General features: G+C 41.3%; 7 protein-coding genes. All 7 read left to right on the top strand.

All coding sequences use genetic code 11. The features are described from left to right. On the top strand, positions 1–1922 hold a 1922-nt coding region (locus tag PCY06_RS02945), incomplete at its 5' end, for a SpaA isopeptide-forming pilin-related protein (RefSeq protein WP_301387058.1). Positions 1923–2194: 272 nt separating this feature from the next. Further along, positions 2195–9247, top strand: a complete 7053-nt coding sequence (bgaA, locus tag PCY06_RS02940; protein ID WP_082307506.1) for an LPXTG-anchored adhesin/beta-galactosidase BgaA — start codon at positions 2195–2197, stop codon at positions 9245–9247. A 289-nt stretch (positions 9248–9536) separates the two neighbouring features. Beyond that, positions 9537–9668, top strand: coding sequence for a hypothetical protein (locus PCY06_RS02935; RefSeq protein ID WP_008809422.1), 132 nt, complete (start codon positions 9537–9539; stop codon positions 9666–9668). A gap of 176 nt (positions 9669–9844) precedes the next feature. Then, positions 9845–9973, top strand: a complete 129-nt coding sequence (locus tag PCY06_RS02930) for a hypothetical protein (protein ID WP_260468547.1) — start codon at positions 9845–9847, stop codon at positions 9971–9973. 10 nt (positions 9974–9983) lie between these two features. Then, positions 9984–10751: an ABC transporter ATP-binding protein gene (locus PCY06_RS02925; protein ID WP_060970654.1), complete on the top strand. Its 768-nt coding sequence runs from the start codon at positions 9984–9986 to the stop codon at positions 10749–10751. Then, positions 10744–12735, top strand: coding sequence for an ABC transporter permease (locus tag PCY06_RS02920; RefSeq protein WP_105165129.1), 1992 nt, complete (start codon positions 10744–10746; stop codon positions 12733–12735). The genes PCY06_RS02925 and PCY06_RS02920 overlap by 8 nt, the downstream gene beginning before the upstream one ends. A gap of 122 nt (positions 12736–12857) precedes the next feature. Beyond that, positions 12858–14255 (top strand): amino acid permease, encoded by a 1398-nt coding sequence (locus PCY06_RS02915; RefSeq protein WP_082307507.1) that lies wholly within the window; start codon positions 12858–12860, stop codon positions 14253–14255. The last annotated feature ends 131 nt before the right edge of the window (positions 14256–14386 follow it).

The following is a 14386-nucleotide window of genomic DNA, read 5'->3' as shown; positions in this document are numbered from 1 at the left end:
TCAAGATCTACAAGGGCGACAAGGCAGAAGGCCAAGCAGTAGAAAGCTGGACATCTGAAGCTGGTAAGTCTAAAGAATTGAACTTGGCACCAGGTACTTACACCTTCCATGAGGAAGCAGCTCCAACAGGTTACCTCAAGGTGACTGACATCACTTTCCAAGTCAAAACTGACGGTACAGTGGAAGTGACGAATGTTGGAGAAAAAGACTCTAAGGGTGAAGACAACAAGGTCGTAACCAACGGCTCAACTGTTACAGTAACGGATAAAGACGATGACAGTCCAAAAGCCATTACTTTCAGTAAAGTTAACCTTGGTGGTACAGAAATCGCAGGTGCTCAAATTAAGATCTACAAGGGCGAGAAAGCTGAAGGAGATGCAGTAGAAAACTGGACAACTGAAGCTGGTAAGTCTAAAGAACTGAATTTGGCACCAGGTACATACACTTTCCATGAGGAAGCTGCCCCAACCGGTTACCTCAAATTGACCGATATCACTTTCCAAGTCAAACATGACGGCACAGTGGAAGTGACGAATGTTGGAGAAAAAGACTCTAAGGGTGAAGACAACAAAGTCGTAACTAACGGCTCAAGTGTGACTGTAACAGACAAAGACGATGATCTTCCACGTAAGGTAACTTTCAGTAAGGTTAGCCTTGGTGGAGAAGAAATCGCAGGTGCTCAAATTAAGATCTACAAGGGCGAGAAAGCTGAAGGAGATGCAGTAGAAAACTGGACATCTGAAGCTGGTAAGTCTAAAGATCTCAACTTGGCTCCAGGTACTTACACCTTCCATGAGGAAGCAGCTCCAACAGGTTACCTCAAGGTGACTGACATCACTTTCCAAGTCAAACATGACGGTACAGTGGAAGTGACAAACGTTGGCGAAAAAGACTCTAAGGGTGAAGACAACAAGGTCGTAACCGATGGTTCTAAAGTAACTGTAACCGATAAAGATGATGATCTTCCACGTAAGATTACCTTCAGCAAGGTTAGCCTTGGTGGAGAAGAAATCGCGGGAGCTCAGATCAAGATCTTCAAAGGCGATAAGGCAGAAGGCCAAGCTGTAGAAAGCTGGACTTCAGAAGCTGGTAAGTCTAAAGAATTGAACTTGGCACCAGGTACTTACACCTTCCATGAGGAAGCAGCTCCAACAGGTTACCTCAAGGTGACTGACATCACTTTCCAAGTCAAACATGACGGTACAGTGGAAGTGACAAACGTTGGCGAAAAAGACTCTAAGGGTGAAGAAAACAAGGTCATAATCGATGGTTCCAAAGTAACTGTAACTGATAAAGACGATGACCTTCCACGTAAGGTAACTTTCAGTAAGATCAACCAATACGGTACTGAAATTGGTAGTGCACAAATTCAAATTTTCCGAGGCAACGAGGCAACTGGTAATCCTGTAGCAGAATGGACTTCAGAAGTAAACAAATCACATGATTTAGAATTAGCTCCTGGAGTATATACTTTCCATGAAGCGACAGCCCCAGCTGGTTACCTAGCTGTTAAAGACATCACTTTCCAAGTGAACTTCGACGGAACGATAACAATTTTGAACGCTAATGGAAACACAGTAGAGTACAAGGATGGGAAGTTAGTAGTAACAGACCAAAGTATTCCAACAATTCCAAGTGTCCCAAATAAACCAAACAAACCAAACAAACCAAATAAACCTGATAAGCCAGGCAATAAAGATCCTAAAGATCCAGGCAATGGAAAACCAAAGGATCCGGATAAGAAAAATCCTAAAGATCCTGGTAAGACAAATCCAAAAGATTCAGAAAAACCACAAGAAAAAGATAAGACTAAGAAAACTTTACCATTAACAGGTACAGAGCTTAGCTTTACACTTCTTGCCCTTGGTTTAACTATGATTGTTGGATGGGGAGTTTATTACGGGACTCGTTTTAAAAACTAAAACAAGAAACAAGTGTCAATGAAAATTGACGCTTGTTTTTTTATGTTTTTTACTTTTTATCAGAAATAAGTGACAGAACTGAACAGATGGGGATGACTGATAACTGAAGAAAATTCTATGATTCTCCTAATTTTAGAAAAATCACTCATAAATATGAAAACGGCTTCATTTGTATTGAGATTATGCAACTTGTTTTATAAAATAAGGTGAAGAAAACTATAGGAATAGCTTGCTTCTATAAAAATGGAAGCGGTTACTTGGTGGAGGACCTTATGGAAAAAGGATATTGGAATCGTAAAAGAGTCTATAGCATCCGAAAATTTACTGTTGGTGCATGCTCAGTGCTTATTGGAACTTGTGTAGTTTTGTTTGGAGCTAGTCTTTCTGCAGGAAACCCTGTTTATGCGGAAGAAGTGGCCGTTAACGCTAGTGCTGAAAGCGTCAAAGAAGAAGGAAAGATTGTGGAAGAGCACTCTGATAAGGCAGTTGCCACTAGTGAATCGTCTGAGGCTGCAGATGCTAGTACAGCTCTTTCAACACAGGAAACTTTCCCAGAGAAAACAGAAGAGAATTCACCTAGTCCTAAGGAAGAAAAAGAGTTTTCTGAATCAGTAAAAAATGAAGCGAAAGAAATAAGCGAGTCCTCTGCCCAAGAAGGATCAGAAAAGGATAAGGTGAAATCTGCTACTGAGGAGGAAGTGAGTCAAATGATTGAGGATAGAAAGGTCAATTTTAATCAGAACTGGCACTTTAAATTAAACGCTAATGCTAAGGAAGCAGTAAAAGAAGAAGCTGACGTGACTTCATGGAAAAAATTAGACTTACCTCATGACTGGAGTATCCACTTTGACTTTGATCATGACTCTCCTGCACAAAATGAAGGTGGGCAGCTTAATGGTGGAGATGCTTGGTATCGCAAGCCCCTTAAATTAGATGAAAAAGATTTAGATAAAAATGTTCGCCTGACCTTTGATGGGGTCTATATGGATTCGCAAGTCTATGTGAATGGCCAGCTGGTCGGTCATTATCCAAATGGCTATAATCAATTTTCATACGATATTACAAACTATCTTCACAAAGATGGCCGGGAAAATATCATTGCTGTTCATGTGATTAACAAGCAACCAAGTAGTCGTTGGTATTCAGGAAGCGGAATCTACCGTGATGTTTCTCTTCTTATTAGAGATAAGGTTCATGTCCAAAAGAATGGAACAACTATCTTGACTCCTCAGTTAGAAAGTCAAAAAGATGGAAAGGTAGACACCCTTGTCAGCAGTAAGATTGCTAATACTGATGATAAAGATCATGAAATCACAGCTGAATATCAAATTGTGAGACGAGGCGGTGAAGCAGTAACAGAAGTGGTTCGTACTGCCAGTCAAAGACTGAAAGCTCATGAGACTAGTACAATTCAGACAAGTCTACAAGTTGAAAGACCAGAACTGTGGACTGTGCTGAATGATAAGCCTGCCTTATATGAGCTAGTGACACGGATTTATCGTGATGGTCAGCTTGTTGACGCTAAGAAAGACTTGTTTGGCTATCGCTATTATAACTGGACTCCTAATGAAGGTTTCTCTTTGAATGGTCAGAGAATCAAATTTCACGGGGTTTCCTTGCACCATGATCACGGAGCCCTAGGAGCAGAAGAAAACTATAAGGCTGAGTACCGTCGTCTCAAGCAAATGAAGGAAATGGGGGTTAATTCGATTCGTACGACCCATAATCCTGCTAGTGAACAGACTTTGCAGATTGCGGCAGAGTTAGGATTGCTAGTCCAAGAAGAGGCTTTTGATACCTGGTATGGAGGCAAGAAACCATACGATTACGGTCGTTTCTTTGAAAAAGACGCCACTCACCCAGAGGCCAAAAAGGGTGAAAAATGGTCTGATTATGACTTGCGGACAATGGTAGAAAGAGGTAAAAATAATCCTGCCATCGTCATGTGGTCTATCGGAAATGAAATCGGTGAGGCTAATGGAGATGCTCATTCTTTAGCGACTGTTAAACGTCTGGTCAAGGTTATTAAGTCAGTTGATAAAACCCGCTATGTCACGATGGGGGCAGACAAATTCCGCTTTGGTGATGGTAGTGGTGGCCACGAAAAAATCGCTGATGAGCTAGATGCAGTTGGTTTTAACTATTCAGAAGATAATTACAAAGCCTTGCGTGCCAAACATCCAAATTGGTTGATTTATGGTTCTGAAACGTCTTCTGCGACTCGTACACGTGGTAGCTATTTCCATCCAGAGCAAGAATGGGTTGGAAGCAATCAGTCTTGGCGAAACTATGAACAATCGGACTATGGAAATGACCGAGTTGGCTGGGGTAAAACGGCAACAGCTTCTTGGACTTTTGACCGAGATAATGCTGGTTACGCAGGACAATTTATCTGGACTGGAACAGATTATATCGGTGAACCAACTCCTTGGCACAACCAAAACAGCACTCCTGTAAAGAGTTCTTATTTCGGAATAGTGGATACAGCTGGGATTCCTAAAAACGACTATTACCTTTACCAAAGTCAGTGGGTTTCTGCTAAGAAAAAACCAATGGTTCACCTGCTTCCTCACTGGAATTGGGAGGACCAGAAATTAGCAGACAATGTTGCAGATGCTGAAAATAAAATACCAGTCCGTGCATACTCCAATGCTGCTAGTGTTGAATTATTCTTGAACAACCAATCTTTGGGACTCAAGAAATTTAACAAAAAAGAGACAAGTGACGGCCGAAGCTATCAAGAGGGGGCTAATCCTCAAGAACTCTACCTTGAGTGGAAAGTAGCTTATCAGCCAGGGACTTTGGAAGCAGTAGCTCGTGATGATCAAGGTAAAGAAATTGCCCGAGATAAGATTGTAACAGCAGGTCAACCTGCAGGTGTGCGCTTGGTTAAGGAAGAGCATGCTATTGCAGCAGATGGAAAAGATTTGACCTATATCTACTATGAAATCGTAGACCGTGATGGCAATGTCGTGCCAACTGCCAATAACCTCGTTCGTTTCCAATTGCATGGACAAGGTCAGCTTGTCGGAGTAGATAATGGCGAGCAGGCTAGCCGTGAACGTTACAAGGAACAAGCAGACGGCTCTTGGATTCGCAAAGCCTTTAATGGTAAAGGGGTTGCCATTGTCAAATCAACAGACCAGGCAGGGAAATTCACCTTAACGGCTCATTCTGATTTATTAAAATCGGACCAGGTGACTATTTTCACTGGAAAGAATGATCAGAAAGAAAAGACAGTGTTAGGGACGGAAGTGCCAAAAGTTCGTACAGTTTTGGGACAAGCTCCAAACTTGCCAGCGACAGTTCCTTTTGTTTACAGTGACGGAAGTCGGACTGAACAGCCTGTGACTTGGTCACAAGCAGATGTTAGTCATTCAGGCATTGTAACTGTCAAAGGAGAGTCAGATGGCCGTCAGGTAGAAGCGCGTGTTGAAGTTCTAGCCGTTGAAAGAGAGTTACCAGTTATCAAACGAGTGGCACCAGGGACAGATTTGAGTGCTGTAGATAAGTCAGTTGCTCTTGCCTTAACTGATGGGAGTCTTGAACATTATGATGTGGATAAATGGGAAATTGCGCCAGAAGATAAGGAAAAACTTTCTGTCCCAGGTTCCCGCATTCAAATGACTGGGCAACTTGCAGGTACAAAGGTTTCAGCAACCTTACTGGTGACAGATAGTGAAGCAGAAGCACCTGTGAATCCAGCTGTAACTCTTGACGGTGATTCTGTAGCAGGACTAACTAGTCAGAAACCAGTTCATTACCATAGCCTGGCCTACGGATCTCAACTTCCTTTGGTAGCAGCTACTGCTGAAAATGCAGATGTCACGGTTGTTCAGGCTAGTGTTGCAAATGGGTTGCGGGCCAGCATTTATGTTCAACCTAAGGATGGCGGTGCCCTACAGACCTATGCTGTTCAGTTCTTAGAAGAAGCTCCTAAAATTGAACGTTTGAGCTTACAAGTTGAGCAAACGAATCATCTAAAAGAGGATCAGACTGTTCAATTAACTGTTTTGGCCCACTATCAAGACGGTACTCAGGCGGTCTTACAGGCTGATAAGGTTGCTTTCTCTACAACAGGAGAGGGAGAGCTGGCTGTTCGTAAAGGAATGCTTGAATTACACAAGCCTGGAATTGTCACACTCAAAGCTGAATACGAGGGAGCAGAAGGACAAGTAAACTTGACGATTCAGGCTAATACAGAAAATAAAACGGTTCAATCCGTTCGTCCTGTTAGTGTGGTAACTGATTTGCATCAAGAACCAAATCTTCCAACCACTGTTACTGTTGAGTACGACAAAGGATTCCCTAAAGTTCATAAAGTTACTTGGCAAGCAGTGGCTAAGGAGGAACTTGATCGCTACCATACTTTTGAAGTAGTAGGAAAGGTCGAAGGTATTGATCAAAAAGCCATTGCTAAAGTCTCCGTTGAAGGGATCATTGCAGTCGAAGAAGTCAGTGTTACGACACCGATTGCAGAAGCTCCACACTTGCCAGAGAGTGTACGGACTTACCACTCAAATGGTCAGGTTTCGTCAGCAAAAGTTACTTGGGAGCCTATTGCACCTAGTCAATATCAAAAAGAAGGTGTCTTTACTGTGTCAGGACAGGTGGAAGGAAGTGCTTTACCAACCAAGCTTCATGTACGAGTATCAGCTCAAACAGAAAATGGTGCTAACATCTCTGATCAATGGACAGGTTCAGAATTGCCACTTGCTTTTGCTTCAGATTCTAACCCGAGCGATTTAGTATCTAATGTTAATGATAAAGTGATCTCTTATACGGATCAGCCAGCCAACCGTTGGACTAACTGGAACCGTCGTGAAGAAGATTCGGTAGGGGTTCTCTTTGGAGATTCTGGTATCTTGACTAAACGGTCAGTAGACAATCTAAATGTAGCCTTCCATGAAGATCATGGGGTAGGGGCACCTAAGTCTTATGTGATTGAATATTATGTTGGTAAAGCTACGCCGACTGCTCCAAAAAATCCTAGCTTTGTAGAAAGCGAAGAACATGTCTTTAATGATGATAGCAATTGGAAACCTGTAACCAATCTGAAAGCTCCAGATCAGCTAAAAGCAGGTGAAATGAATCACTTTAACTTTGATAAGGTAGATACCTATGCTGTTCGTATTCGTATGGTGAGAGCAGATGACAAACTTGGAACCTCTATCACAGAAGTTCAAATCTTCTCGAAACAAGTTGCTCCAGCTAAGCAAGCACAGACTAGAATACAGGTGGCGGGACAAGATTTGCCAAACTTTAATCCAGACTTAACAGACTACTATTTAGAAGCTAAGGATGGAAAGGCGGATGCAGTAACCGCAAGTGTCAGCAATAATGGTCTGGCAACTGTCGTACCAAGTGTCCGCGAGGGAGATCCTGTTCGTGTTATCGTCAAGGCTGAAAATGGAGATATTCTAGGTGAGTATCGCATCCACTTTACAAATGATAAAGATCTATTGGTACGTAAACCAATAGCGACAGCAAAACAAGCTCGCCTGCTCCAACTAGGTCAAAATCTAGAGTTACCAAGCAAGGTCCCTGTTTACTTTACAGGGGAAAAAGACTATGAAGTGAAAGATTTGGCTGTCGAATGGGAACCTGTTCCAGCTGAAAGCTTATCAAAAGCTGGGCAGTTTACTGTTCATGGTCGTCTGGTTGGAAGCGACTTACCTGTCGAGCTAAGAGTTCGAGTGACTGATAAGTTAGGCAAATCTGTATCAGACAATCCTTACTATGATGAAAATAGCAATCAGGCTTTTGCATCTGAGACAAATGATGCTGATCCAGATTCTCATGATCGAGTGGATTATATCAACGACGGGGACCTTGATGAGAGCCGACGTTGGACAAATTGGTCAGCGACACCATCAGCTAATCCAGATGTTTCGGTAGGTGTTATCTTCAAAGAAAACGGTAAGATTGTCGAACGAACAGTCAATCAAGCCAAACTGCACTTCTTTGCTGATAGCGGTACAGATGCTCCGTCTAAACTAGTCTTAGAGCGCTATGTTGGCCCAGACTTTGATGTTCCAATCTATTATTCAAACTATCGAGCTTATGAATCCAACCACTTGTTTAACAATCCTGATAACTGGGAGTCCGTTCCTTACAATATGAATCAAGATATCCAGGCTGGTACAGAATTGACAGCAACCTTTAGTGCTGTGAAATCCAAGGCTATGAGATGGAGAATGGACAGAAAAGCAGATAAGAATGGAGTTGCCTTAATTGAGATGACTTTCTTGGCGCCAAGTGAGTTGCCTAAAGAAAGTACAAAATCAAAAATCTTACTTGATGGTAAAGAACTTCCAAACTTCTCTGCAGAACGCTTGGAATATCAAGTGTCCTATAGTGGTCAACGTCCTAAAGTGACAGTAGAAGAAAATGACCAAGTGGCTTCAACTGTTGTAGATAGTGGAGATAATCGTTTGCCAGTCTTGGTTCGACTTCTGTCTGAGAATGGTAAGCAGGTTAAGGAATACCGTATTCAATTGACGGAAGAAAAAACTACTGCTGGTAAGGTAGCAGCTGCAGTTCAAGAAGAACTTCCACGTCTAGAAGTCGAAGAAAAAGAACTTCCTTATCAGACGATTGAAAAAGAAGATGCCAATCTCTACCTTGGGGAAAGCCGTGTAGAAAAAGAAGGACAAAATGGTAAGGAAAGAATCTTTACTGAAGTTTCTCCAGATGGTCAGCGAGCAGAAAAATTACGAGAAGTGCTTCAAGATCCAATCAATCGCGGCCTGCTTGTCGGTACTAAGAAAGGAACAGCTCTTCCAGAAGATGATATTAAAGATTTGGTTCTATATAGACCAGAGCTTCTGATAGAGGAAGAAGAGGTTGATTTCCAAGTGCAAGAGCGTAAGAATCATATGCTTCCAGCTGGTCAAACGCGTATTATCCAAGAAGGTCGTAAAGGTATTCGTGTGAACTTAGTCGAGCTTGAAAATGGCAAACGCACTCTTAAAGAAAGCTACAATAAATTAGAAACACAAGATCAGATTCTAGAAGTGGGAACAGCCCTTTCAGAAGAGAAAACAAAGTCACAAGATACTTATAAAGCTTATTCACAAACTTCTGGGCAAGGCAAAGATCAGAGTCTAGAAGAAAAAGTTCAAGGCACCAAAGCTGTGAAAGAAGATCATAAAAAAGCTAAATCTGAAGCAGTGCAGCTTCAAGCAGAAAAAGTCAAATCAACTGAAAAAGGTTACTTACCGAATACAGGAAGTCAGTCAGATCAAGCTACGATAACCACGGGCTTAGCTCTCTTGGGCTTAGGCGCTGGTCTTGCTGCAAGGAAACGTAGAAAAGAAGACTGAGATTTAATGATTAGGTAAGAGGACAATCCGTTGAACTAGACGAAGAGATCAGGGAATTATCCCTGATCTTTTTTATGTAACTACAGCACTTCTAGTAAGCTGAGTCTAGCAAGATAAGGTTCACATTGACTCCTTGTGTTGAAAGATGACAAAATTGTAAGCTTTAAAAGCCCAAATGAAAGGTTAAGTTATGGAAGCGAGTTTAAAAAAGCAGTATCCTTATAAGTGTAAAGGAAAGGGAAAGAATACTTTCCCTTGATAAAAGCAAATGTTATAAAGGAGGCCCACTATGAAAACTAAACTTTTTAACCAAGACAAACGTCCTCTAAAAGCACAAAAGATTTCTAAAGAAGAAATCGAGAAGACTCGCTTAGGCTGTGCCTCTAGTCAATATTACTTCTGGTTGCAGTATAGTCATTAAGGAATATCCAGTTCCAACTTCTATAAAGAGAAAGTTTATCAAAACTTTCTCTTTATACGATTAAAAATCAAAGATGACAAAAATGTAAGATTAGAAGTAAGATTGTAAGGTTAGGTTATGGAAAGCCGAGTGCAAATTCGGTAGAATAAGATTATCAAAAGAAAGAAGTGTTTAGAATGAAATTATTTAAAATAAGTCATAAGAAAGATAAACCTTCCATTCGGCCAAGTCAAAAAGAAATTGAATGGACGAAATTCGGATGCCAAGCCAATCAGGCGGCTCAAGAAATGTACTTAGGATTTTAAAGGAGAAGTTATGAGTTTATTAGATGTACAACACGTAAAAAAGATTTATAAGACCCGTTTTCAGGGCAATCAAGTAGAAGCGCTAAAGGATATTCACTTTACAGTAGATGAGGGTGACTATGTGGCTATCATGGGAGAGTCTGGCTCAGGCAAGTCAACACTCCTCAATATTTTAGCCATGCTGGACAAGCCAACAGAAGGGCAAGTCTTTCTGAACGGAACAGATACAGCGACTATCAAAAATAGCCAAGCATCCAGCTTCCGCAGAGAAAAGCTAGGCTTTGTCTTTCAGGACTTTAACTTGCTGGATACCTTGTCAGTTAAGGACAATATCCTCTTGCCTTTAGTGCTTTCTCGACGTCCCGTCACCGAGATGATGCAAAAGCTAGTCACTACTTGTACTGAATTAGGTATTAACAAGCTGCAAGAGAAGTTTCCTTATGAGATTTCCGGTGGTCAGAAGCAACGGGTTGCGGTGGCGCGGGCCATCATCACGGAGCCAGAGATTTTATTAGCGGATGAGCCAACAGGGGCACTGGATTCCAAGTCATCGGCTGCGCTTTTGGATGTCTTTGACGATATTAATGACCGAGGTCAGACCATTCTCATGGTGACCCACTCGACATCAGCAGCTAGCAGAGCCAAGCGGGTACTCTTTATCAAGGACGGTATTCTTTACAATCAGATTTTCCGTGGAGATAAGACAGAACGTCAGATGTTCCAGGAGATTTCTGATACTTTGACTGTCATGGCAAGTGAGGTGGGTGCTCATGATTAGATTAACCGGTAAGCTTGCGCTTTCCAATCTTGTGAAAAATCGCAAGCTCTATTATCCCTTTGCCCTCGCGACCTGTCTGGCAGTAGCTATTTCCTACATCTTTTTCTCTTTGACCTTTAATCCCCATTTGGCAGAAATGGCTGGAGCGAGTGCCGTTTCCATGGTCTTAGCTCTAGGATTAATTATTGTTAGTATTACCACATCTATTATTGTTTTTTATGCCAATAGTTTTGTCATTAAAAATCGGTCCAAAGAATTAGGGCTCTATAGTATGCTGGGGCTGAATAGATTTCATCTCTTCATCATGATGATCATAGAGTTGATAGTCTTTGGGCTGGTGACACTCATAATTGGTCTGGGGCTAGGTCTCTTGTTTGACCAGTTGATTTACGCTTTATTGCTGAAAATCATGGATCTGAAGGTTGTTTTGACTTCAACTTTTCAACCTCTAGTACTATTCCTAGTCACTTTCTTCTATGGCTTTGTATTTTTCTTCTTGATGATTAAAAATGGCTTGTATTTGAGAAAATTAGATGCCCTCCAGCTCGTCAAGGAAAAAAATAGTGGTGAAAAGAAAAGTCGCTTCCTAGGACTGCAAACCATTTTAGGTTTAGCCTCTCTTATTTATGGTTATTACTTAGCATCAGGAGTAACCAATCCAATAGCAGCAATCCTTGTGTTCTTTGTTGCAGTTCTCTTTGTCATTTTAGGAACGTATCTTCTCTTCAATGCAGGAATCACGAAATTTTTACATTTCTTACAAAAGAGAAAAACTTACTACTACTATCAGCCCAATAATATGATTTCGGTGTCCAACCTGATCTTCCGAATGAAAAAAAATGCTGTTGGTCTGGCAACAATTACAATCTTGTCAACCATGGTTCTGGTGACCTTGTCTGGCGGTGCTAATATCTATGCTGGTGGAGAATATATGCAAAATGCCATGTTCCCTCATGATATCAGCCTACAAGGAAAGGGTGTGAATGGTCAGCAAATAGATCAAGTCTTGACAGAGTTTGCTCAAGAGCAGAACTTATCAGTGACTAAAAAAGCTGTCTATCAGTACTATACTATGGGAGTCAAAAGTCTAAATGACAATCAGCTGGACTTATACCCAAGTACTCAAAAAGCAGTAGCACCTAATATCTATATCTTGGCTGTCTCTGAAGCAGTTTATCAAGACATGACTGGAAAGTCACTTAATCTTGAAGAAAATGAAGTGGCAATATTCCAACAAGGTTTGAAACTGAAAGATCAAGAAACGATGACAATCGCTGACCAAACTTTGAAAATCAAGAAAGTGTTAAAAGAAGACTTTATTTATGGTCATTTACCAGATCAGATGAATATGATTGTTCCCGGAAAAATCTATATGGTGGTGAAAGATCCAAGTAAGATCTTCGCTGGCTTGATGGGAAAATATGCTGTCAATAGTAACTATTACGGAGGTCTGAATCTGGATCTGCCAAAAGACCAGCAAAGTAAATTGAGAGATGCCTATCAAGAAAAGCTCAGTGCCTATAATACAACCCTGCCTGAAAATCATGCAGTCTATGGATCAGTATCGACTTCTGATAAGCAAGAAATCAAGGGGATGCTGGGAGGTATGTTCTTTATCGGAATCTTCTTATCCGTCGTCTTTATGCTTGGAACTGTACTCATCATCTATTACAAGCAGATATCTGAAGGGTATGAAGATCGGGATCGCTTTGTGATCCTGCAAAAGGTCGGTTTAGATGAAAAACAAATCAAGCAAACCATTCGTAGACAGATCTTGATAGTCTTCTTCCTACCTTTGGCCTTTGCCTTTATCCATCTAGCCTTTGCTTACCATATGCTAAGCCTCATCTTATCAGCTCTTGGAGTACTCAATGCAAGCTTAATGTTAGCAGTAACCTTGGGAGTCTGTGCAATCTTCTTTATCAGCTATATTATTGTCTTTGCGATTACATCACGTAGCTATCGCAAAATCATTTCAATGTAAGAAGTTGGGAATTTCCCAACTTCTATTTTTATGGATGGAAGCAAAGTCAAAAGTGATGTTGCTATTTCTAAATACGGAAACTTGTGATATAATGAACCGTCTATATTTTGGAGGAGATGATGATGGATATTTTTCGTAAAAAAGATGTCAGCAAGTCTAGGACTGGGATGAAAAGACATCTAAAGATTCACGATTTGATTTTATTAGGAATTGGAGCCATGGTGGGAACAGGGATTTTCACCATCACAGGGATTGGAGCAGCCAATTATGCTGGTCCGTCCTTGATTATTTCGATTATCATTTCAGCGCTTTGTGTGAGCATGTCAGCTCTTTTTTACGCTGAATTTGCTTCTCGCATTCCGGCAAATGGTGGAGCTTATAGCTATATCTATGCTGTCTTCGGTGAGTTTCCGGCATGGATTGCTGGTTGGCTGACTATTATGGAATTTATGACTGCTATCTCAGGTGTTGCTTCTGGCTGGGGATCTTATTTAAAGGGGCTATTGAGTGGCTTTGGCATCCAGCTCCCTACGGCCTTAAATGGCACCTTTAATCCTAAAGAGGGGACTTATGTAGATCTCTTGCCTATCTTGGTTTTACTTTTTGTCACCGCAGTTGTCTTATTAAATTCTAAAGCTGCTCTACGCTTTAACTCTGCCTTGGTGGTCCTGAAATTTTCAGCTCTGGCACTTTTTGTTATTGCAGGTCTTTTTTTTATCAAGCCAGAAAATTGGTCTAACTTTGCCCCTTTTGGTTTTGGTGAGATTTATGGCGGGAAGGTCGGTATTATGGCTGGGGCTTCGCTCATGTTCTTTGCCTTTCTAGGCTTTGAGTCCATTTCTATGGCGGTCGACGAAATCAAGGAACCTCAAAAGAATGTTCCGCGTGGGATTGTCCTGTCCTTGACCATTGTGACCATTCTTTATATTTTGGTGACCTTGGTTCTGACAGGGATTGTTCACTACACTAAGCTAAATGTTTCAGATGCAGTAGCCTTTGCTCTTCGCAGTGTTGGACTTGGCTGGGCGGCAAACTATGTCTCAGTAGTGGCGATTTTGACCTTGATTACCGTTTGCATTTCCATGACCTTTGCCCTGTCTCGAATGATCTACAGTATTGCGCGTGATGGTCTCTTACCTCGTTCATTTAGACAATTGACAGAGACCAGTCGGGTACCAAAGAATGCAACGATTTTGGTGGGGCTTGCGTCAGCTGTTTGTGCGGGTATTTTCCCCTTGGCTAGTATCGCATCTTTCCTCAATATCTGTACCTTGGCCTATCTAATTTTATTGGCTCTTGCCATTTTGAAATTACGAAAAGACAAAGGGATGCCCCAAGCAGGTGAATTCAAGACTCCTTTTGTTCCGGTCTTGCCAATTCTATCTATTATCATCTGCCTGTCCTTCATGACCCAGTATACTAAGGAAACCTGGCAGGCTTTTGGTATTGCTTTACTGGTGGGGAGTTTGATTTATTTTGGATATGGCTATAAGCATTCTGAAATTTATGCAGATCATTAATTTTTATCGCGAAAATATTAGGCAGAGCTGTTTGTAGCTCTGTCTTTTTTAAGAAAAAAATCAGATTGATATGAAAAAGCATAAGCTTTCCAAACAGAATCTTTCGTCTAAAGAAAATCGGAAGAAGAACG

Source organism: Streptococcus sp. SG1, assembly GCF_030439935.1.
GTDB lineage: Bacteria > Bacillota > Bacilli > Lactobacillales > Streptococcaceae > Streptococcus > Streptococcus gordonii.
Note: the sequence above shows the minus strand (reverse complement) of the source record. Positions and strands in the feature narration are given on the sequence as shown.